The 20,985-nt window shown below is 70.2% G+C and carries 17 protein-coding genes; 15 read left to right on the top strand and 2 right to left on the bottom strand.

What is annotated here, in order from left to right; all coding sequences use genetic code 11:
* Positions 1 to 73: 73 nt before the first annotated feature.
* The 4 genes from ACTWO6_RS10505 to ACTWO6_RS10490 all read left to right on the top strand — a co-directional run bounded on the left by ACTWO6_RS10505 (position 74) and on the right by ACTWO6_RS10490 (position 5,134).
* A complete protein-coding gene (locus ACTWO6_RS10505; RefSeq protein ID WP_446219437.1) occupies positions 74 to 934 on the top strand; it encodes an alpha/beta fold hydrolase in 861 nt (286 codons plus the stop codon).
* Entirely contained in the window at positions 931 to 1,917 is a 987-nt protein-coding gene (locus tag ACTWO6_RS10500; protein WP_446219436.1) for a VOC family protein, read from the top strand. Before ACTWO6_RS10505 ends, ACTWO6_RS10500 begins: the two co-directional genes overlap by 4 nt.
* The gene (mhpA, locus tag ACTWO6_RS10495) at positions 1,914 to 3,518 is read left to right on the top strand and encodes a bifunctional 3-(3-hydroxy-phenyl)propionate/3-hydroxycinnamic acid hydroxylase MhpA (RefSeq protein ID WP_446219435.1); all 1,605 of its coding nucleotides are present in this window, start codon (positions 1,914 to 1,916) and stop codon (positions 3,516 to 3,518) included. The genes ACTWO6_RS10500 and mhpA (ACTWO6_RS10495) overlap by 4 nt, the downstream gene beginning before the upstream one ends.
* A 65-nt stretch (positions 3,519 to 3,583) precedes the next feature.
* Positions 3,584 to 5,134 (top strand): long-chain-fatty-acid--CoA ligase, encoded by a 1,551-nt coding sequence (locus ACTWO6_RS10490; RefSeq protein ID WP_446219434.1) that lies wholly within the window; start codon positions 3,584 to 3,586, stop codon positions 5,132 to 5,134.
* 87 nt (positions 5,135 to 5,221) lie between these two features.
* On the opposite strand, the gene ACTWO6_RS10485 is transcribed toward ACTWO6_RS10490, so the two are convergent.
* Positions 5,222 to 5,653 carry a hypothetical protein gene (locus ACTWO6_RS10485; protein ID WP_446219433.1) on the bottom strand — a complete coding sequence of 144 codons (432 nt, stop codon included), beginning with the start codon at positions 5,651 to 5,653 and terminating at the stop codon, positions 5,222 to 5,224.
* Positions 5,654 to 5,952: 299 nt separating this feature from the next.
* Between ACTWO6_RS10485 and ACTWO6_RS10480 the strand changes: the two genes are divergently transcribed.
* The 6 genes from ACTWO6_RS10480 to ACTWO6_RS10455 all read left to right on the top strand — a co-directional run bounded on the left by ACTWO6_RS10480 (position 5,953) and on the right by ACTWO6_RS10455 (position 14,303).
* The gene (locus ACTWO6_RS10480; RefSeq protein ID WP_446219432.1) at positions 5,953 to 7,002 is read left to right on the top strand and encodes a patatin-like phospholipase family protein; all 1,050 of its coding nucleotides are present in this window, start codon (positions 5,953 to 5,955) and stop codon (positions 7,000 to 7,002) included.
* A 91-nt stretch (positions 7,003 to 7,093) separates the two neighbouring features.
* Positions 7,094 to 8,278, top strand: a complete 1,185-nt coding sequence (locus ACTWO6_RS10475; RefSeq protein ID WP_446219431.1) for an AI-2E family transporter — start codon at positions 7,094 to 7,096, stop codon at positions 8,276 to 8,278.
* Between the two features lie 422 nt (positions 8,279 to 8,700).
* On the top strand, positions 8,701 to 9,885 hold the full coding sequence (locus tag ACTWO6_RS10470; protein WP_446219430.1) for a low temperature requirement protein A: 1,185 nt from the start codon (positions 8,701 to 8,703) through the stop codon (positions 9,883 to 9,885).
* Between the two features lie 276 nt (positions 9,886 to 10,161).
* Entirely contained in the window at positions 10,162 to 11,286 is a 1,125-nt protein-coding gene (locus ACTWO6_RS10465) for an FUSC family protein (RefSeq protein ID WP_446219429.1), read from the top strand.
* A gap of 519 nt (positions 11,287 to 11,805) precedes the next feature.
* Positions 11,806 to 12,909: a low temperature requirement protein A gene (locus ACTWO6_RS10460; RefSeq protein WP_446220620.1), complete on the top strand. Its 1,104-nt coding sequence runs from the start codon at positions 11,806 to 11,808 to the stop codon at positions 12,907 to 12,909.
* 230 nt (positions 12,910 to 13,139) lie between these two features.
* Positions 13,140 to 14,303 carry an FUSC family protein gene (locus ACTWO6_RS10455; protein ID WP_231929299.1) on the top strand — a complete coding sequence of 388 codons (1,164 nt, stop codon included), beginning with the start codon at positions 13,140 to 13,142 and terminating at the stop codon, positions 14,301 to 14,303.
* A gap of 31 nt (positions 14,304 to 14,334) precedes the next feature.
* On the opposite strand, the gene ACTWO6_RS10450 is transcribed toward ACTWO6_RS10455, so the two are convergent.
* Positions 14,335 to 14,982, bottom strand: a complete 648-nt coding sequence (locus tag ACTWO6_RS10450) for a TetR/AcrR family transcriptional regulator (protein WP_446219428.1) — start codon at positions 14,980 to 14,982, stop codon at positions 14,335 to 14,337.
* A 142-nt stretch (positions 14,983 to 15,124) separates the two neighbouring features.
* Between ACTWO6_RS10450 and ACTWO6_RS10445 the strand changes: the two genes are divergently transcribed.
* The 5 genes from ACTWO6_RS10445 to mhpA (ACTWO6_RS10425) are packed head-to-tail and all read left to right on the top strand — an operon-like array spanning position 15,125 to position 20,901.
* Positions 15,125 to 16,258 carry a VOC family protein gene (locus ACTWO6_RS10445; RefSeq protein WP_446219427.1) on the top strand — a complete coding sequence of 378 codons (1,134 nt, stop codon included), beginning with the start codon at positions 15,125 to 15,127 and terminating at the stop codon, positions 16,256 to 16,258.
* Positions 16,255 to 17,193 (top strand): fumarylacetoacetate hydrolase family protein, encoded by a 939-nt coding sequence (locus ACTWO6_RS10440; RefSeq protein ID WP_446219426.1) that lies wholly within the window; start codon positions 16,255 to 16,257, stop codon positions 17,191 to 17,193. Before ACTWO6_RS10445 ends, ACTWO6_RS10440 begins: the two co-directional genes overlap by 4 nt.
* Entirely contained in the window at positions 17,190 to 19,073 is a 1,884-nt protein-coding gene (locus tag ACTWO6_RS10435; protein WP_446219425.1) for an acyl-CoA synthetase, read from the top strand. The genes ACTWO6_RS10440 and ACTWO6_RS10435 overlap by 4 nt, the downstream gene beginning before the upstream one ends.
* Entirely contained in the window at positions 19,070 to 19,420 is a 351-nt protein-coding gene (locus ACTWO6_RS10430) for a DoxX family protein (protein ID WP_446219424.1), read from the top strand. Before ACTWO6_RS10435 ends, ACTWO6_RS10430 begins: the two co-directional genes overlap by 4 nt.
* Entirely contained in the window at positions 19,417 to 20,901 is a 1,485-nt protein-coding gene (mhpA, locus tag ACTWO6_RS10425; RefSeq protein WP_446219423.1) for a bifunctional 3-(3-hydroxy-phenyl)propionate/3-hydroxycinnamic acid hydroxylase MhpA, read from the top strand. Before ACTWO6_RS10430 ends, mhpA (ACTWO6_RS10425) begins: the two co-directional genes overlap by 4 nt.
* The last annotated feature ends 84 nt before the right edge of the window (positions 20,902 to 20,985 follow it).

Genomic DNA, 20,985 nt, shown 5'->3' with positions numbered 1-20,985 from the left:
GCGAAGCTTACCGTAGCGGCCACTACAACTGGAACGATCACTACATTAACAGCACCGGGTCGTGGGAGGTCAAGTGAGCGTCGGGGAGAGCACCGCCGAGCAACGGCTGGTACGAGTCGGTGCGCGGGACATCGCCGTCACCGAGCGGGGAGCCGGGGAGGCGGTGGTGCTGCTGCACGGCGGCGGGCCGGGGGCCTCCGGGATGTCGAACTACGCCCGCAACGTCGACGCCCTCGCACAGCGGTTCCGGGTGATCGTGCCGGACCTGCCCGGCTACGGCCGGTCCAGCAAGCACATCGACCAGTCCGACCCGTTCGGTGACCTCGCCGGCGCCCTTCGTGGGCTGCTGGACGCGCTCGGCATCGACCGCGCCCACCTGGTCGGCAACTCCTACGGTGGCGCCGCGGCGCTGCGGCTCACGCTGGACCGGCCCGACCGGATCAGACGTCTGGTCCTCATGGGCCCGGGCGGGATCGGCACGACCCGACGTCCGCCGACGCCCGGCTTGAAGCGGCTGCTCGCCTACTACGGCGGCGAAGGTCCGACCCGGGCCAAGCTCGAACGGTTCATCCGCGACGACCTGGTCTACGACGGCACGGCCGTCCCCGCCGAGATGATCGAGGAGCGGTACCAGGCGAGCATCGACCCGGAGGTGGTCGCCAACCCGCCGCTGCGGCGCCCCGCCGGGCTACGCACCCTGCTGCGGATGGATCTGCTACGCGACCAGCGGCTGTCCCGGGCCGCCACGCCGACGCTCGTGTTGTGGGGCGCCGACGACAAGGTCAACCGACCGTCCGGCGGGCTGCTCCTCGCCGAGCGGATGCCCCGTTGCGACCTGTACCTGGTCGCCGGGACCGGCCACTGGGTGCAGTGGGAGCGCCCGGATCTGTTCAACGCCCTCACCACCGCCTTCCTCTGCGAGGGGTCCAAATGAACGTCTTCGGCAAGGTCCACCTGGGCTATCTGGGTATCGAGACCACCCGGTTCGGTGACTGGCGCCGCTTCGGCGCCGACGGCGTCGGCCTGCACGTCGACGAACTCGACCGCGACCGGATGCGCTTCCGGCTGGACGACCACGAGTGCCGCCTGCTGCTGCAACGGGGCCCCGCCGAGGACGTGACCACGGTCGGCTGGCACGTCGACGACCACGACGCGTTCGACGACATCGTCGCCCGCATCACTGACCGCGGCGTCACCGTCGAGCAGGGCCGCGACGAGGAAGCCGCGCTGCGCGGCGTGCAACGGCTGGTGCGCTTCCCGGGGCCGAAGGGCCTGGTCCAGGAGCTGTACACCACTCCGGTCACCACCACCACCCCGCTGCACATGCAGGCCAGCGGTTTCGTCACCGGCGACGCCGGCATGGGTCACATCGCCATCACCTCACGGCAACCGGACGCCATCCACCGCTACTACGACAACCTGCTCGACGCCCGGCTCAGCGACTTCATCGTCGAGACGATCAGCCGGGTGCGCTTCCGGATCCGGTTCCTGCGGGTCAACGGCCGCCACCACTCCGTCGCCGTGGCCAACACCGAGGGCCTGCGCATCGATCCGATCCGCACCACGATCCAGCACCTCAACACCCAGGTCGCCACGTTGGACGACATGACCGCCTCCTACCTGCGACTCAAGCAGCTCGGCTTCACCATGGCCCTGGGCATCGGGCAGCACACCAACGACAAGGAACTCTCCTACTACGTCCGGACGCCCTCCGGCTTCGAGTGGGAGATCGGCTGGAACCCGATCGTCGTGGACGAGGCCACCTGGGAACCCACCACCCACCAGGGGATCAGCATCTGGGGCCACACCCCGGAGGGCCAGACCGTCATCGACAAGCTCAACCAGTTCCGCCACGGCGCGACCTCGCTGCGCCGCGCGGAGATCACCGTCCCGGCACTGAGCGGAGCCACCGCATGAACACCGAACTGCACGAATACGACGTGATCATCGTCGGTTACGGGCCGGCCGGCGTCACCGCCGCCAATCTGCTCGGCGGCATGGGCGTACGGGTCGCCGTGGTGGAGCGCGACGCCGCGATCTACCCCCGGGCGCGGGCGATCTCCACCGACGAGGAGACGATCCGGATCTGGCAGTCGATCGGCCTCGCGGAGCGGCTCAAGGAGGACATGCTCGCCGGCCGGCCGATCGATTTTGTCGACGCGCGCGGCCGGTCGTTCCTGAGCCTCGCGCCGGCTCCTCGGGGCAACGGGCACCCGCCGCAGCTGTTCATCTACCAGCCGGCCATGGAGCAGGTCCTCCGCGACGGCGTACGCCGCTACCCGAACGTCGAGGTCCTCCTCGGCCACGACTGTCAGCTCGTCGAGCAGGACAGCGACACTGTCACCGTCACCGTGCGGGACCTGACCGACGACGCGGTACGAGCCCTGCGGGCGGCGTACCTCATCGCCGCGGACGGCGGCTCCAGCCCGATCCGGACCGGGCTGGGCGTCGGCTTCGACGGCCGCACCTACCACGACCGGTGGGTCGTCATCGACACCAAGGTCAAGCGGGGCTGGGACACCGTCGACCGCCTGCGCTTCCACTGCGACCCCGCCCGGCCCGCCGTGGACTGCCCGACCCCGCTGGGCCACCACCGCTGGGAGTTCCCCGTCCTGCCCGGCGAGGACGAACAGGATCTGGTCAGCCACGACTACATCTGGCGGCTGCTGCGCCGCTACGGCCGAACGCCCGACGAGGTCGAGATCCTCCGCGCGGTCATCTACAGCCACCACGTCCGCTTCGCCGCCCGGTGGCGCGTCGGTCGGATCTTCCTCGCCGGCGACGCGGCACACGCGATGCCGCCGTGGATCGGCGAGGGCATGTCCTCCGGCGTACGCGACGCGGGCAACCTGTGCTGGAAGCTGGCCGGGGTGCTGCGGGGTGAGCTACCCGATGACGTTCTGGACAGCTACGAGGTCGAGCGCAAACCACACGTGCGGGAGATGACCGCGCAGGCGGTCCGCTTCGGGCGCATCATCACCGAGCGACGTCCCGGGCTGACGGCCCTGCGCAACATCGCGTTCCGGCTCGTCATGCGGGTCCCGGCCATCCGCGCCTACATGCAGGAGGCCGGGTGGTTCCCGGACAACAGCTACCCGAAGGGCCTGCTGGACCACACCGGTGGCAATCGGGCGGTCGGCAAGCAGCTCCCACAGCCCTGGGTCCGGACAGACGGCGGTGACCGGGCCCGTCTCGACGAAATGCTCGCCGGTCGGTGGACGCTGTTGCACACCGGCCCGGCGCGGCCTTGGCCGGCCTGGGCGGCCGGCGGCGTCACGTGCCTGCAGGTCACGCCGGCGGGCTCGGCCCCCGCGCCCGGCACGATCGTGGACGACGAGGACGTGCTCATCCCCTGGATGCGCCAGCACCACGCCACCGTGCTCGCACTGCGCCCCGACGTCGTTGTCTACGCCGCCGCCACCGGTGACGCCGACCTGCCCCGCCCACCGTTCGTCCACCCGCCACAGAGCCCCGTCGCCGAACAGACGCCCCCGCCCGCCGCGACAGCGACGCCCTGACCTGACCCAACTCCATTGCATCGACGCCCATCACCACGTCGCCCACGCCATCAAGGAGAGCTGCCATGCTCAACCTCGCGCTCATGCTCGAAGGCAGCGCCGAACGGCTGCCGAGCAGGTCGGCCGTCGTCCTCGGTAACACTCGCTTGTCGTACGCCGAACTCAACGGCGCGGCGAACCAGGTCGCGAACCTTCTCGTCGAAAGCGGCATCCGCCCCGGCGACCGCGTCGCGCTGTCGTGCCCGAACCTGCCGTACTTCCCGATCGTCTACTACGGCATCCTCAAGGCGGGCGCCGTCGTCGTACCGCTGAACGTGCTGCTCAAGGCCGGCGAGATCGCCTATCACCTGCGGGATTCGGGCGCCAAGGCGTACTTCTGCTTCGAGGGCACTCCCGAGCTGCCCATGGGGGCCGAGGGCAGGCAGGGATTCGGCGGGGCCCCCGGGTGCGACCACCTCTTCCTCATCACCGCGGACCTCCTGGCGCCGAGCCCGATCGAGGGCGCCCGCACGCTGGGCTCCGCACTCGCCGGCCAGTCCCCCCGGTTCGAGACCGTGGTTACCGAGGCCACGGATACCGCGGTGATCCTCTACACCAGCGGGACGACGGGACAGCCCAAGGGCGCCGAACTGACCCACGCCAACATGGTCATGAACGCCCTCTCGTGCTGGCGCCTCTTCGGCGCCGTCGATGAGGACGTCCACCTGGTGACGCTGCCGCTCTTCCACTCGTTCGGGCAGACGGTGCAGCTGAACGCGGGCCTGTACGGTGGCGCCACGCTGGTTCTCCTGCCCCGGTTCGACGCTGGCACGGCACTCGCGCTGATGGTGCGAGAGCGGGTCACCTTCTTCGCCGGAGTTCCGACGATGTACTGGGGACTGCTCTCCGTGAGCCGGGAGAACGGGAACGCTCCGGCGATCGCGGCCAACCTGCGCATGGCGATCTCCGGCGGTGCCGCCCTCCCCGTGGAGATCCTCGAGCAGGTGGAGAAGGTCTACGGCGTCCGGATCCGGGAGGGCTACGGCCTCTCCGAGACCAGCCCCGTCGCATCGTTCAACCACCCCGGCCGGGAGGCCAAGCCCGGTTCGATCGGGCAGCCGATCTGGGGCGTGCAGATGACGCTCGTCGACGCCGACTGGAACGAGGTCCCGGAGGGCGAGTCGGGCGAGATCGCGATCCGGGGGCACAACGTCATGAAGGGCTACCACGGCCGCCCCGACGCCACCGCGGAGGTGATCCGGGACGGGTGGTTCCGCACGGGTGACGTCGCCCGCCGCGACGAGGACGGTTACTACTTCATCGTCGACCGGGCCAAGGACATGATCGTCCGCGGTGGCTTCAACGTGTACCCCCGGGAGATCGAGGAGACCATCATGACGCACCCCGACGTGAGCCTGGTGGCCGTGGTCGGCGTGCCGCACGAGTCGCACGGCGAGGAGGTGAAAGCCTTCGTGATCCGTAACCCGGGATCCCAGCTGACCGAGGACGAACTGGTGGACTGGTGCAGGGAGCGAATGGCGAGCTACAAGTACCCCCGCCTCGTCGAGTTCCGAGACGAACTGCCCATGACCTCCACCGGCAAGATCTTGAAGCGCAAGCTTCGCGACGAGGCGTGAACTGAACCCACGGATGTCGAGGGCTGGGTCCAGCGGGACGCGGGTCTGCACGCACCGTGGGCCCAGCCCCGAGGGTTCGAGCAAGGCTCAGGTGCGTGCGGTGCTGGCGAGTTCGTCGGCGTAGGCGCGGGCGTCGATGGCGTCCAGCACGGCCAGTTGAGCGTTGTAGGCCGCCCACTCGGCGAAGTCGAGGGCGTCGGCCGCGCCGCCTTCGGCCCAGTCCGCGTCGCTGGCGGCGGCCTTCGCGTCCAACTGCCGAGTCCGCCTGTCGATCTTGGCCTTGATGTCCTCGGTCTTTGCGGCGGCGTCGGCCTTCATCTGCGCCCACTGGCTCCGCTCGTCGGGGGCGGCCTGCTGCACGCGTTGTTGTGCCTCGGCTGCGGACCGGTTGAGCTCGCTCTGGGTTTGATCGATTCGCTGCCGGAGCTGCTCACGGGACTCGGCGGCGGCTGCCTGCACCTCGGTCTTGGCCGCCGCGGCACGCTGTTGCAGTGCGTCGAGTCGGTCGGAGAAGTCCATGGTTCCTCCCTGTTTTCCGTCATTGCCGGTCACAACTGCCTCCCTCCAGCCGACCTTCGTAAGCGCCGAGGTGAGCTGGCATCACCCGTGCCGGATGATGTGACGCCCGGTTCCGCCGCTGCATCCGACCGTCCGTGTCGCCCCGCACCATTGCGGCTGGCTCCGGCTGACCGCGCCTCCGGGGAGGGCCGACTGGCCGGAGCTGGCCAGAAGGGCTGCCCGCACAGAGAGCGAAGTCCCGAGACCGGATATCCGGACCTCCGTTTCGTGATTGAGTGTCAGCAGTGACGGGTGTGTCCTTGAGCCTGCCCGAAATGCCAAGCGGACTGCGGCTCGACCTCCTCGACATCGAAGCCTCGTGCCCAACCTGGGTCGGAGCAGTGGACGGTGGTGACGTGCGGATCGCGGTGGCACTCGGCGCAGGCGGGGCGCGCGGCTATGCGCACATCGGGGCGATCCAGGTCCTTGAGGAGCGTGGGTTCGACATCGTTGCGATCGCTGGCTCTTCCATGGGCGCCCTCGTCGGGGGGCTGTACGCAGCGGGCAAGCTCGACGCGTACGCCGAGTGGGTGCGCACCATCGGCCAACGCGACGTGCTGCGCCTGCTCGATCCGGCCGTCGGCGCGCCCGGCGCGTTCCGGGCCGAGAAGCTCATGGCCCGGGTCAGGGAACTGCTCGACGGCGTACGCATCGAACAGCTGCCCATGCCCTTCACGGCGGTAGCGACCGACCTGTGGGCCGGCCGAGCCGTGTGGTTTCAGCACGGCCCGGTGGACGTCGCGGTGCGCGCCTCCATCGCCTTGCCACCCGCCATCACCCCGGTCATGATCAACGGCCGGCTCCTCGCCGACGGTGGCCTGATAGAGCCGCTGCCGATGGCGCCCACCACCTTCATGCCAGCCGACGCGGTCGTCGCCGTGTCCCTCAAGGCTGCCCGCGCCGACTCCCACCCTGGGGCAGCTGTCCGGGAATCGGCCGACCCGCCGGGACAAGGGGGGCGGGACCACCCGCGGGGCCCCGCCGGATTCGTCGACCGGGTGATCTCCCCCGGCGGCGTGTCTGGTGACGGCAGCCCGACGACGGACGCCGCCGCGGAAACCATCACCACCGACGACGGGCCACCTGGCCAACTCCCCGCCGACCTGCGCGTATCCGACGTCATGAGCCTGTCATTGGAGGCCGTACGGGATCTTCTCATCCGCTACCAGTTGGCCGGCTACCCGCCGGACCTGCTGATCGAGATACCGACGAACGCCGTCCGGACGTACGACTTCCACCGGGCGGCCGACATGATCGAAGTCGGCCGGCGGGCAGCGCTCGATGCCCTCGCGTCGAGCCCGTTCGCCTGACGGCGCCCCCAGAGATCGAGACCACTCCGCTGGTTTTCGTTTGTTTCGCAGCGGGTAGCCGCGCCCGGTGAGCGACGCCGACGATCGGTCCATGGCTCGCCGGACGCTGATCGTCATCGGTCTGGTCCTCGCCACCCTGGCCGGGCTGGCGTTGGTGTGGGAGACCCGGCGGGTGCTGATGTGGGTGGTGGTCGCCGCGTTCTTCGCGGTTGCCCTGAATCCGCTGGTGGATCGGGTGCAGCGACGGCTCGTCCGGCGTCGGGCGGCGGCCACGCTGGTCGTGTTCGTGGCCAGCTTCGTGGCTCTCGCCGCGCTCGGCGTGCTCATCGTGGTGCCCCTGCTGGACGAGCTGGCCCGGTTCACCGACCGGGCCCCGGACCTGTTGCGCGAGGCTCGGGCCGGGCGAGGACCGGTCGGCGAACTGCTGGAGCGGTTCCACCTGCGGCAGTACGCCGACGTCCACGCCGATCAGTTCCAGCGCTTCGGCGGCCAGCTCGGCCGGTCGACGGTCGGGCTGGTCCGCGGAGCGGCGCAGGGCGTCGCCGGAGTGCTGACGGTGGTGGTGCTGGCGTACCTGATGGTGGTGCAGGGGCCGCGGATCACCGCCGGGACGCTGGCCCTGGCCGGCGGCGCCCGGGCCGAGCGGCTGCGCCGCATCGGCCGGGAGTCGGCGCGCACCATCACCGGCTACCTGAGCGGAAACCTCCTGATCAGCCTCATCTGTGGCCTGGCGACCTTCGTGGTGCTCGCGCTCACCGGCGTGCCGTTCGCCGCCGTGATCGCGCTGCTGGTCGCCATCGCGGACCTGATCCCGCTGGTGGGGGCGACCCTCGGCGCCATCGTCGCGGGCGGCGCGGGCTTCCTGCACTCGCCCACCGCCGGGGTCGTCGTGCTGGTCTTCTTCGTGGTCTACCAGCAGGTCGAGAACCACCTGCTGCAACCGGTCATCATGTCCCGCGCGGTCCAGCTGAACCCACTGACCGTGCTGGTCAGCGTGCTGCTCGCCGCGGAGCTGGGCGGCCTCCTGGGAGCCCTGCTGGCCATCCCGGCCGCCGGCATCGCGCGAATTTTGCTGCGTGAGTTCGTGCCCGCCGACCGGCAGGCCGGCTCCATGCCAGCCGAGCCCGGCCCCGCAGACCGCACGGGGGGACCTGCACCGTCTGAGCGGCCTCGGTCAGGGTGGCCCGGACCAGCCGGCGGGCGCCCATCCGGAGGACGACGCGACGGCCGGCAGCCGGCACCTGGCGACCGGGACCGGCCACCGGCCGACGAATGACAGGGCTCACCGGCGGCGTGCCGCCACCTCAAGCGCGCCCGCCCGGTCCAGGTGGAGCGCCCCGCTTGAGGTTTGACCCGGACCGAGCGGGCGCGGTCTGGTGGCCTCCGGTATGCGACGGGGCGGCGCCAAAGCGGCTGGCCATCCCGGAGCGCCGGGGCCAGGGCGAGCAGCCCTGGCCGCCGGAGGCCGGATCCGGGTCGTGGGGCTGGACCCCCGGAGGCAGCTTCCTTGCCGGATCGGCGCGGTACCCGCTGCGCAGACCGGCTGCCGTAGCGGCCGCGTCCCGCTGAGTGGGTGGGCAGGAAGGGCCGGCCCCGGGCAGTAGTCGTTGTGCGGCGGCCATGTCGGCAACGTTCGAGGCCCAACGGCACGGTCCGACTACGGTTAAGACGGGCATAAACGGTAGGAACGGGCGGCCGATGACGACGGGTAAGTTAGGGGTACTGCTGCGAAGACCCGGGCAGGGGCGGCCGGCATTCCTGGAACTGTTCTTCGACCTGGTGTTCGTCCTCGCGTTCTTCCGGCTCTCGCAGCAGCTGCTAGAGCATCTGAGCTGGACTGGCACGTTCCAGACACTGGTGTTGCTGCTCCCTGTGTTGGCGGTTTGGATCTCTACGGCGAGGTTGCTGGACGCGTTCGACCCGCAGCATCCGCTGGTACAGCTGCTGACCATGCCCATCATGTTCGGCACCCTCGTGATGGCGGCTGCGACGCCTGAGGCGTTCGGCCGCAAGGGCTTGGTCTTCGCAGGTGCGTACCTCACCGTCCGGCTTGGTGGCCTGGCTGTCGCCATCGTCTTTTTGCGTGGCCACGAGGCACAGCCCAGCGCGGTGCGGCTACTGTTCTGGGTCGGCATGGCTACGGTGCCATGGATCGCGGGTGGGCTCCTGACCGGCTGGGTGCGTGGAGCGTTGTGGATAACGGCGGCGGTCATGGAGTACGCGGGGATCGCACTCGGCTTCCCCACGCCGCGACTGGGCCGCAGCGGCGAGCGTCGACTCGAGGTCGTGGTTTCCGAGGAGCACACGGCCGAGCGGTACCAGCAGTTCTTCATCATTGCGCTCGGCGAGCCGATCCTGGTGACCGGACTGACATTCGGAAGCGGCGAGTTCGGGGCTGACCGCAGTGCCGCGGCCCTGGTGGCGTTCGCCACCACGGCACTGCTGTGGCGCATCTACATCCACCGCGCCGGAGCACTGCTGGCCGGCGCCATGACAATGGCCCCCAACCCACGCCGCGTTGCTGTCCTGACGATCTACTCCCACATGATCATGGTCGCCGGCATCGTCACCATCGCCGTCGGCGACGAACTCCTCATCACCCACCCGCTCGGACACCCGGACCCGGCCTGGACCGCCGTCATCCTCGCCGGACCCGCCCTGTTCCTCGCCGGACGAGCCACCTTCGAGTACGCGGTATTCGGCCGCGTGTCCGCCCCCCGCGTGATCGGCGCACTCGCCCTGGTCGCCCTTACCCCAGCAATGCGGCCGCTGCCGCTGCTGGCGGTAGCCACCACCGCCGCCCTCATCCTGGCCGGCGTCGCCGTAGCCGACATGCTCCGCACTCGAAGACTTCCATCCGAGCAGCCGTCACCATCTCGTTAGACGAATCGAACCCGCACTGTCAGATTGGGAATCCGGTTGAGTCGCGGGCTGTCTCCTGTGCCTGGTGCTGCCGCAACGGCTCGGGTCCAGCATCGTGGGTGATCTGAGGGGGTCGCTGTCGGCAATAAGCTGCCCGGCGTCGCCGAGCGCATAGCCATGGGAGCGGATGCAACCGAATCGCCTCGACTGGGAGAACGGGTCGCAGGTTTGTGAGGGCCGGGCGGGGTACCCCCCGCCATGGCCGCTGACCGGAGCCCCCTGCCCCGCCCTGAGGAGGTGGTCGAGCAGGGCAGAGACCTGGTGGCGCAGGCTGCACGCCGTGGTGGTAAGGCCGGCCGACTGCGGCTGCGTCAGGTTGAGATCGTCCTGGTCATCGCGGCCCAGTGCGGGCTCGCCGCCACCCTGGCCTGGGGGCTCGCGCACGAGGTGGCGGGGCGTCCCGCGCCGGTCTTCGCGCCCAGCGCGGCCGTCGGCACGATTGTCGCCGCACTCGGACAGCGCGCCCGACGTACGGCCGAACTGATGCTGGGCGTCGGGCTGGGCCTGCTCATCAGCGACCTTTCACTGCGTTACCTCGGGTTCGGGGCCTGGCAGATCGGCGTGGTGGTGGCGCTGGCCATCGCCGTCGCCCTGCTGATGACCGGGCACAGCGGCGCGCTGGTCGCCCAGGCCGGCAGCACCGCCGTGCTGCTCTCCACGCTGTCACCGGTCCAGCACAATCTCGAATGGGAGCGGCTCATCGAAGCCGGGTCGGGCGCTGTCGTCGGCCTGGTGGTGGTGGCGTTACTGGTGCCGATCGACCCGATGCGCACTCTCGAGCGCGCCGCCGCACCGCTGACCGAGACACTCGCATCGCAGCTTCGGGAGGTCGCACACGCGCTGAGACAGCGGGACCCGGACCGCGCGGTGCGGGCACTCGACCAGCTTCGCGGTATGGACGGCGACCTCAACCGGCTGCACGAGGCGCTGGGTGGCGCCGAGGAGGTGACGATGATCTCGCCGGTCCGGTGGAGGCGGCGCCGCGATGTCGAACGCTACCGGCGCGGGATCCAGTACATGGATCGAGTGGCGCTCGCGTGCCGGTCTATGTCCCGCTGGGCGGCGACCTCGCTGCAGTACGACGAGCCGGTGCCGGAGGAACTCATTGCCGCCGTGGAGAGGCTCGCCGAGACGGTCCGAGTGCTGCAGCGGGAGGCACGACAGGCTGGGCCGTTCGAGCAGACCCGCGAGGCGGTACTGGACGTCGCTCGGCTGGTCGGCAAGGCGTGCCGAAAAGGCCTGAGAGCGTACGGAAGTGCCATGGTGATCCAGCTCCGCACGGCGTCGAGTGACCTGCTCCGGGCGACCGGGTACGAAACGGACACGGCCAACCGTGTGGTACGGGAGGCGGTCAACGCCTAGATCAGTCGAGGGCCCTCCTGGCTGGGTGGACGTCGGTTAGGGACGGCCATCGAGGGCGGGCAGTGGCCGCTGGCAGATCTCGTGGGCCTGGTCGGGCGGAGGGCCGAGCACGCGCAGCAGGTCCTCGGTGACCCGGTCGGTGGCTTCGGCGTCGTCACGCTCGGGGTGGTACAGCAGGATGCCGCGCCGACGCAGCGGCGCTGCCGTACGTCTGCCCGGACCGGTCGTGGAGGTCGACGATCTCCGACAGCAGCCCGCGGTCTTCGACCTCCCGCGGCCCGGGGTCGGCCTCTCGATACAGCCGCACCGCACGCCGGCGCAACTTATAGGGCGACACAGCAGTCGCTGCGGGCAGTGCCAATGTCGGCAACGTTCAAGGCCCTACGGCATGGTACGACTACGGTCAAGACCGGCAGAAACGGCAGAAACGGGCGGCCGATGACGACGGGCAGGGCGAGCAAGCTGCTACGAAGGCCCGGGCAGGGGCGGGCGGGATTCCTGGAACTGTTCTTGGACCTGGTGTTCGTCCTGGCGTTCTCCCGGCTCTCGCAGGAGCTGCTGAAGCATCCGAGCTGGACTGGCGCGTTCCAGACACTGGTGTTGCTGTTCGCCGTGCTGTTTGTCTGGATCGCTGCCACGAGGTTTACGGACACGTTCGACCCGCGACATCCGCTGATCCAGCTGGTGGTCATGTCGATCATGTTCGGCACCCTCATGATGGCGGCTGCGGCGCCGGAGGCGTTCGGCCGGCGGGGCCTGGTCTTCGCAGGTGTGTACGTCTTCGTCCGGCTTGGTATCTTCGCTGTCGCGATCCTTCTGTTGCGGGGCCACGAGGGGCAGCGCAACGCGCTGCGGCTACTGTTCTGGGTCGGCGTGAGCGCGGTGCTCTGGATCGCGGGGGCTTTCCTGCCCGGCTGGGTGCGGGGAGCGCTGTGGATGACGGCGGCGGCCGTGGAGTTCGTGGGGATCGCACTCGGCTTCCCCACGCCGCGGCTGGGCCGCAGCGGCGAGCGTCGACTCGAGGTCGTGGTCTCCGAAGAACACGTGGCCGAGCGGTTCCGGCAGTTCTTCATCATCGCGCTCGGCGAGCCGATCCTGGTGACCGGACTGGCATTCGCAAACGGCCCGTTCGGGGCTGACCGCAGCGCCGCGGCCCTGGTGGCGTTCGCCACCACGGCACTGCTGTGGCGCATCTACATCCACCGCGCCGGAGCACTGATAGCCGGCGCCATCACAGCGGCCCCCAACCGACTCCGCGTTGCTGTCCTGGCGGTCTACGCCCACGTGATCATGATCGCCGGCATCGTCACCATTGCCGTCGGCGACGAACTCGTCATCACCCACCCGCTCGGACACCCGGACCCGGCCTGGATCGCCGTCATCCTCGGCGGACCCGCCCTGTTCCTCGCCGGACGAGCCATCTTCGAGTACGCGGTGTTCGGCCGCGTGTCCGCCCCCCGCGTGATCGGCGCACTCGCCCTGGTCGCCCTCACCCCGGCAATGCGGCCGGTGCCGCCGCTCGCGGTAGCCACCACCGCCGCCCTCATCCTGGCCGGCGTCGCCGTAGCCGACGCGGCCCGTGCCCGACGATTCCCATCCGAGCAGCCATCACCACCCGGTTGAACGATCACGAGCGGGCAGAGATCCAGCGGTCAACTGTCCTGGTGCTGCCGCAACGGCTCGCGGCCGGCATCGTGGGTGGTCTGAGCGGGGTCGCAACGCCCATAAGCTGCCCGGCTTCGCCGAGCGGGTAGCCATGGGAGCGGGGGCAACCGAATCGCCTCGACAGGAAGCTCGACAGGGAGGAGAACGGATCGCCGGGTTTGTAAGGGCCGGGCGGGGTAACCCCCGCCATGGCTGCTGAGCGGGGAGACCTGTCTCGCCCCAACGCCGCTGCCGGGCACGCCAAGGACCTGGCGGCGAAGGCCCGGCGTCACGGTGGCGAAGCAGGCCGGCTGAGGCTGCGCCTGTTCACGATCATTCTGTTCGTAGCAGCTCAATGTGGGCTTGCCGCCACGTTGTCCTGGGGGCTGGCGCACGACGTCCTGGGTCGCCCCGCACCGATCTTCGCGCCCAGCGCGGCCGTCGGCACGATCGTCGCCGCCCTCGGGCAGCGCGCCTTACGTACCGCCGAGATGCTGCTCGGCGTCGGGCTGGGCCTGCTCGTCAGTGACTTTCTCATTCGCTCCCTCGGGTTCGGGCCCTGGCAGATCGGCCTGGTGGTAATGCTGGCCATCGCCGTCGCCCTGTTGATGACCGGGCGCAGCGGTGCGCTGGTCGCTCAGGCGGGCAGTACCGCTGTGCTGATCGCCACGTTCTCCCACGTGCAGCAGGGCCTCGAATGGGCGCGGATCGTCGACGCGGGAGTGGGCGGCGCCATCGGGCTGGCGGTAGTGGCGTTGCTGCTACCGATCAACCCGATGCGCATTCTCGAGCGGGCTGTCGCACCGGTCGCCGCGACCCTCCACACGCAGCTTCGAGAGGTGGCACACGCACTCGCCCGGCGTGACCCGGACCGCGCGATACGGGCGCTGGACCAGCTGACCGGCATGGAACCCGACCTCGCCCGGCTGCACGAGGCCCTGGCTGGCGCCGAGGAGGTAACGACGATCGCGCCGCTACGCTGGCAACGCCGAATCGATGTCAAGCACTACCGGCGCGGCATCCAGCACATCGATCGGGTGATCCTCGGGTGCCGGGCGCTGGCCCGCTGGGCCGCGACCACGTTGCAATACGACGAGCCGGTCCCGGAGGAACTCCCCGGCGCAGTGGATAGGCTCGCCGAGGCGATCCAGTTGCTGAGGCGGGAGGCGCGGGCGGGTGGGCCGTTCGACCAGACCCGCAACGCGGTGTTGGACGGGGCGCGCCTGGCCGGCCAGGCGTACCACAGGGGCGTCAAGCCCTTCTCGGACGCCGTGGTGATCCAGCTGCGCACCATGGCGAGTGACCTGCTCCGGGCGACCGGGTATGAGCCGGAGACGGCCAACCGGATGGTGCGCGAGGCGGCCACTTCCTAGGAGCGGCCCGCTCGGGCGGATGAACATCGGCCTACGGGCGACGGCCATCCAGGTCGGGCAGCGGGCGTTGGCAGATCTCGTGGGCCTCGTCGGCCGCGAGGCCGAGCATGCGCAGCACGTCCTCCGTGACCTGGTCGGTGGCTGCGGCGTCGTCACGCTCGGGGTGGTCGTGCAGCAGTTGGCCAAGGCACAGCGCGGCTCCGGCCACGATCACCATCGCCAATTCGGGCTCGCGCACACGGAATCGGCCGGCGCGGACGCCGTCTTCGATGTCGCGCCGGGCTCGCGGCGCGAGTCCCCTGTCTGAACCGGCCAGGGCCAGGCCGTTGTTGAGCAGGACCTTGCTCAGTTCGGGATTCCGGCGGTGGAGGCGTCCGGTCAGCCGGAAGCTCTGCGCGAAGACGTGAGCCGGATCGTCCAGGCCGAGGGTCAGCTCGTCGAGCAGGCCGCCGTAGCGGTCGAGTGCGTCTTCCACCGCGGCCTGGAAGAGCTGCTCCCTGCTGTCGAAGTGGTTGTAGAACGTGCCCATACCCACGTCCGCGGCCTGGGTGAGTTCGAGAATCGGGACGTTCAGCTTGCCAGCCGCGATGAAGGCCTGCGCCGCGCGAACGAGCGCGAAACGGGTGCGCGCTTTCCGCCGTTCCAGGCGGTTCGGGGCGGGCCTGGTCTGCTGCGCCATGCCTGCTTACTCACCTCTCCCAGGTCGGTCTGCGCCCACCTTAACCCCGGCGACCCTCAGACATGACGGAATCGTCATCTGCCCTTGACTGACGTTACCCTCGTAAGTGACGATTTCGTCAACACCTTGAAAGGAGCGGGACATGATCGAGCAACACGACCCGCACACCGGTCTGCACAGCGAGCAGGGTGCCCGGCCGGGCGAGCACCCGGGGCGGGCGCGCAACCCGGTCGTCAAGGTGCACGACCTGGCCTGGCTGGAGTTCCAGAAGCCCGATCTGGAGCGGGCCGAGGTCTTCGCCCGGGCCTTCGGCTTCACCACGTCGCTGCGTACTCAGGACGAGCTGCACCTGCGGGGCACCGACCCCGGATCCCCCTGCGTGCTCATCCGCCGGGGCCCCCGGTCCCGGTTCATCGGCCCCGCGTTCAGGGCTGCCGAGCCGAACGACGTGCTGCGGCTCGCGGACGCGACCGGGCGGACCATGGCCAGCCTGCCGGAGAGCCTGGGCGGGGTGACCGTGGACCTGGTCGACCCGAGCGGGACGCGGATCCGCGTGGTCGCGGACACGCACGAACTCCCCGCGCTGCCCACGCAGCAACCCCTGACCTTCAACGTCGGACACGACGTGGCACGGACCAACGCCACTCAGCGGCCGCCGCGGGAGCCGGCCAAGGTGCAGCGCCTCGGTCACGTCGTGCTGCAGACGACCAGGTACCGGGAGACGCTCAACTGGTACCTCGAGCACCTGGGCCTGATCGTCAGCGACTTCCTCTACCACCAGGGGCAGCGCGAGCGGGGCCCGGTCATGAGCTTCATCCGCTGCGACCGCGGCAGCGCACCCACCGACCATCACACCCTCGCCATGACCCTCGGGCCGGCCACCCGGTACGTGCACTCCGCCTACCAGGTCCCCGACCTCGACTCGCTGGCCGCCGGCGGGGAGCACCTGCTCGACCGGGGCTACCAGCGGTCCTGGGGGATCGGCCGGCACATCCAGGGCAGCCAGATCTTCGACTACTGGCGCGACCCGGACGACTTCCTGGTCGAGCACTTCACCGACGGCGACCTGTTCGACTGCACGCTCGAGCCCGGCTGGGCCCCGATGAGCGCCTCGGGGCTCGCCCAGTGGGGTCCGCCCGCCACCAAGGACTTTCTCGGCATGAGACCCGGTCGGGAATCGCTTCGCGAGCTGCGCGCGGTCATCGGCGCGCTGCGCGAGGACAACGAATTCGACCTCCACCGCCTCCGCGGCCTGATGAAAGCGTTCACCTCATGAGCACCTCCGTCCTGCGCACCGCCGACGCCTGGTGGGTGCTTACCCCCACCGGCGCCGCCAAGGTGCACACCAGCGCGACCACCACCAGCGAGCTGCTGGCCGACCGGCCGGCGATCCTCGCGGCCGCGACGAGCAGCGACACCGTTCCGGTGGACGACCTTGCGCTGGTCTCCCCGGTGACGGCGCCCTGCCGCGTCGTCGCCCAGATGACGAACTTCGCCTCGCACGTCAAGGACAGCGGCGGAGATCCCGCAACCGTCCCCTTGACCTTCTTCCGCAAGACCTCGGGCTCGATCAGTGGGCCGTTCGCCGACGTGGTCCGCCCCGCCCACGTGCGTCTGCTCGACTACGAGGTGGAGATCGGCCTGGTCTTCGGCCGCGAGATGCCGGTCGGCACGACCGTCACCGACGACAACCTCGCCGACTACGTCGCGGGCCTGGTGGTCACCAACGACATCTCGGCACGCGACGTGCAGCTGCCCAAGACCCAGTTCTACGAGGGCAAGTCCTACCCGACCTTCACCCCGGTCGGCCCCGCGCTGGTGCTGCTCGACGCCGAAGAACTCAAGCGGTTCATCGACCTCCGGCTGAAGCTGTGGGTCAACGGCGAGCTTCGGCAGGACATGACCGTCGCCGACATGATCTACCGCCCGGCCCAGGCGCTGCAGGCGCTGACCCGCTTCCAGCGGGTCGACCCCGGCGACCTGCTGCTGACCGGCACGCCCGTCGGGACGGCCCTGAGCGCGCCGCCGAAGCCGATCGCGTTCGTCGCCTCGCTGCTGCCGCCCGCGGTGAAGTGGAAGATGTTCTTCAAGGGTCAGGCTCGCAACCCCAGGTACCTCAAGGATGGCGACGTCGTCGAGGCCACCATCGCCACCGACGACGGCGCGATCGATCTGGGTCGCCAGCGCACGGTTGTGCGGTACGCCCAATGACCGGGCCCCTGCTGTGGCCGGACTACGCCACGCCCGCGGACCTCGCCGCGATCGAGGCCGTTCCGCTCGAGGCGCGGGGCCTGCCGGAATCGACGTACGCGTTGCTCGCGCGAGCGGCCACGCGCTGGCCGGACCGTACGGCGCTCAACGTCCTGCCGGACGCCGCCCGCTGGCGCGAGCCGCTGCGCCGTACCTTCGCCGAACTCCTGGCCGAGGTCCACCGGTACGCGAACCTGCTCCATGACCTCGGCGTGCGGCGGGGTGACGCGGTCGCCCTGATGTCACCCAACTGCGCCGAGCTGATCACCGCGACGCTGGCCGCGCAGCTCGCCGGGATCGCGGCGCCGCTGGGCGGCGGACTGTCGCGGCAGCACCTCGCCGAGCTCCTCCGGCGCTCCGGTGCCCGCGTGCTGGTCACGGCCGGGCCCGAACTCGCGCCGGACACGTGGGACACCGCGCAGGCGCTCGCCCGCGGCGGACTGCTCGACGCGATCCTCGTGCTCCGGCCCACCGGGGCGGCGGACGCGCCCCAGCCGCTGCCGGCCATCGACGGCGTACGCGTCGGCTACCTCGGCGAACTCGCGGCGCCCTTGAATCCGGCCACCTTCGACGGTGCCCTACCCCGGCCCTCCGACCTGGCCGCGATGTTCCACACCGGCGGCACGACCGGCGCGCCGAAGCTGGCCGCGCACACGCACGCCAACGAGGTCGCCGACGCGTGGATGCTGGCCGCCAGCTCCCTGTTCGACGAGGAGACCGTGGTCTTTGCGGCCCTCCCGCTGTTCCACGTCAACGCACTCGTGGTCACCCTGCTCGCGCCGCTGTTCAAGGGGCAGGCTGTGGTGTGGGCCGGCCCGCTCGGCTACCGCGACCCCGCGCTCTTCGGCGAGTTCTGGAAGATCGTCGAGCACTACCGGATCGCCGCCATGAGCGCGGTGCCCACCGTGTACGCCGTACTGGCGCAGGTCCCGATCGACGCCGACATCAGCAGCCTGCGATTTCCGATGGTGGGGGCCTCGCCGCTGCCCACCGCGGTCCGGGACAACTTCCAGGCCCACACCGGGATAACCCTGGTCGAGGGCTACGGGCTTACCGAGGCGACGTGCGCGAGCGCACGTACCTTCCCCGACGCGTCGCGGCCGGGCTCGGTCGGGCAGCGCCTGCCCTACCAGCGGGTGCGGGTGGTCGCCGCGGACGGCACGTGGGAGGACCGACCCGTCGGCGCGACCGGCGTGCTGGCGATCAGCGGCCCGACAGTCTTCCCCGGCTACGTCACCGACCGTGACGAGAATGGCCACGTCCTGGACGGCCTTGGCAAGGTGGTCGACGGCTGGCTGGACACCGGCGACCTCGCGCGCCTCGACGAGGACGGCTTCGTCTACCTCGCCGGCCGGGCCAAGGACCTCATCATCCGCGGCGGACACAACATCGACCCCGCGATCATCGAGGACACGCTGCTGGCCCACCCGCAGGTCACCGCGGCCAGCGCGGTCGGGCGCCCCGACGCCCACGCCGGCGAGGTACCCGTCGCCTACGTCACCCTCGCGCCAGGCGCCATCGTGACGGAGGACGACCTGCGCGACTGGGCGAGCGACCAGGTGCCCGACCGCACCGCCGCGCCCAAGACCGTGACGATCCTCGACGAACTGCCCGTCACCGCCGTGGGCAAGCTCTACAAGCTCGCCCTGCGGAAGGACGCCGTCCGCGCGGAACTCCGTGCCGCGCTCGACCAGATCCCTGGAGTACAGGACATCGAGGCCGCGATCGAGGGCAGCTCCATCGTGGCAACTGTGAAAATTCATCCCTCTGCCCAGGAGAAGGCCGTCAAGGCGATCCTGGGCCGGTATGCCATTGAATGGCGATTGGTGGTTGTGTCATGACGCTCGCTGCGGCCATCCTCGCGGTACTGCTCGCGCTGGTCTTCCTCGCCCTAGGCACGGCCAAGATCCTGGCCTTGCAACCGATGCGGGAGCTGGCCGCGGAGGCCGGTTTCTCCGTCGCCGCCTATCGCCGCATCGGCCTGCTCGAGGTCGCCGGAGCGGTTGGACTGCTCGTCGGCCTGTTCCAGCCGCTGATCGGCGTCCTCGCCGCGGCCGGGCTGCTGCTCCTGCTCGGCGGAGCCGTCGTCGTACACCTGCGCAAGGGAGACGGCCCGCGCAAGTACGCCCCGGCGCTCGTCTGCGGGCTCCTGGCCGCCACCTACCTCGTTCTTCAGCTGGCGGCATGATGACAGTGGTTCCGGTCGTGATCGTCGGCGCGGGCCCCACCGGGCTCACCGCCGCGACGCTGCTCGCCCAGTACGGCGTCGAGTGCCTGATCCTCGAGCAGTGGGGGTCGGTCTATCCCCAGCCCCGGGCCGTCGCCCTCGACGACGAGGTCCACCGCATCCTGGCGCGCCTCGGGCTGCGGGACGGGTTCGCCGCCATCTCCAGGCCCCACCGGGGTCTGCGTCTCCTCGACCGAAACATGCGGGTGCTCGCCGAGTTCCAACGCGACATGGCGGAGGGCCGGCACGGCTACCCCCCGGGGAGCATGTTCGACCAGCCGGAACTGGAGGCGATCCTCCGTCAGAATCTCAAGCAGTACGACACCGTCACCCTTCGCGGCAACACCGAGGTCACCGCGCTGACCCAGGACGCCGGCGGCGTACGGATCGACGTTACCGACACGGCCACGGGCGAGCATGATGTCGTCCGCGCGGCGTACGTCCTCGGTTGCGACGGCGCCAACAGCCTGACCAGGGCCTCGATCGGCGCCACTATGCAGGACCTGAAGTTCACACAACGCTGGCTCGTCATCGATGTGGTCACCGAGGCCGACCTCGGCCAGTGGGAAGGGGTGCACCAGCTCTCCGACCCGGCCCGCGCCGGCACGTACATGCGAATCGGGAAGACCCGCTACCGGTGGGAGTTCCAGCTGACGCCGGGTGAAACCGCGGACGACTTCCGCGACATGGCCCAGCTGCATCCGTTGATCGCGCGGTGGACCGGAAACATCCCCGTCGGGGAGCTGGAGGTCATCCGTGCGGCGGAGTACACCTTCCGCGCGCAGGTCGCCGACCGCTGGCGCGACCGGCGGGTGTTCCTGCTCGGCGACGCCGCCCACCTCACCCCACCGTTCATCGGTCAGGGCATGTGTGCCGGGCTGCGCGACGGGATGAACCTCGCCTGGAAACTCGCCGGCGTGCTCGACGGGACCCTGCCCGAGACCGTGCTCGACACCTACGAGATCGAACGCAAGCACCACGCCCGCGCCATGATCAAGCTGGCGAAGATGATCGGCACCGCGATGACGGCCGGCGGCAGAGTCGGCGACGTCATCCGCCGCGCGGTGGCGCCGCGGCTGCACCTCGTACCCGGCCTCAAGGAACTGGCCACCGACAGCCAGACACCCCCGCTGCACCGGTCCGACCTGGTGAAACGGCCACGCCTGCGCCGCACCCTCGCGGGCCGACTGTGCCCGAACGCGACCGTCGACGGCGATCGCCGATTCGACGACGTGGCCGCCGGCCGATTCGCGATCGTCACATCTCACGAGCCGTCCCCCACCCAACGAGCCGACATTGAACGGCGTGGAGCAGTTCTCATCACTGCGGAACCCGGCAGCGAGCTACACCAATGGCTGAGGACAGGTGGGGCCCGGGTGGCGATCGTCCGTCCCGACGGCACCGTCCTCAGTGCCGGCCGCCAGCTGCCCGCCTGTCACTGACTCACACCGCCGTATCCGCCGCTCGCATTCCTCACCAGACTGCCCAGCCGGAGGCCCCTCCCCCACCATCCCGAAACTGATCCG

Source organism: Micromonospora sp. IBHARD004, assembly GCF_052814115.1.
Note: the sequence above shows the minus strand (reverse complement) of the source record. Positions and strands in the feature narration are given on the sequence as shown.

Bases quoted from the DNA above. Each gene is read 5' to 3' on its own strand.
- ACTWO6_RS10500 (WP_446219436.1), top strand. From the start codon at position 931: ATGAACGTCTTCGGCAAGGTCCACCTGGGCTATCTGGGTATCGAGACC.
- mhpA (WP_446219435.1), top strand. From the start codon at position 1,914: ATGAACACCGAACTGCACGAATACGACGTGATCATCGTCGGTTACGGG.
- ACTWO6_RS10490 (WP_446219434.1), top strand. From the start codon at position 3,584: ATGCTCAACCTCGCGCTCATGCTCGAAGGCAGCGCCGAACGGCTGCCG.
- ACTWO6_RS10485 (WP_446219433.1), bottom strand. From the start codon at position 5,653: ATGGACTTCTCCGACCGACTCGACGCACTGCAACAGCGTGCCGCGGCG.
- ACTWO6_RS10475 (WP_446219431.1), top strand. From the start codon at position 7,094: ATGGCTCGCCGGACGCTGATCGTCATCGGTCTGGTCCTCGCCACCCTG.
- ACTWO6_RS10470 (WP_446219430.1), top strand. From the start codon at position 8,701: ATGACGACGGGTAAGTTAGGGGTACTGCTGCGAAGACCCGGGCAGGGG.
- ACTWO6_RS10455 (WP_231929299.1), top strand. From the start codon at position 13,140: ATGGCTGCTGAGCGGGGAGACCTGTCTCGCCCCAACGCCGCTGCCGGG.
- ACTWO6_RS10450 (WP_446219428.1), bottom strand. From the start codon at position 14,982: ATGGCGCAGCAGACCAGGCCCGCCCCGAACCGCCTGGAACGGCGGAAA.
- ACTWO6_RS10445 (WP_446219427.1), top strand. From the start codon at position 15,125: ATGATCGAGCAACACGACCCGCACACCGGTCTGCACAGCGAGCAGGGT.
- ACTWO6_RS10440 (WP_446219426.1), top strand. From the start codon at position 16,255: ATGAGCACCTCCGTCCTGCGCACCGCCGACGCCTGGTGGGTGCTTACC.
- ACTWO6_RS10435 (WP_446219425.1), top strand. From the start codon at position 17,190: ATGACCGGGCCCCTGCTGTGGCCGGACTACGCCACGCCCGCGGACCTC.
- ACTWO6_RS10430 (WP_446219424.1), top strand. From the start codon at position 19,070: ATGACGCTCGCTGCGGCCATCCTCGCGGTACTGCTCGCGCTGGTCTTC.
- mhpA (WP_446219423.1), top strand. From the start codon at position 19,417: ATGATGACAGTGGTTCCGGTCGTGATCGTCGGCGCGGGCCCCACCGGG.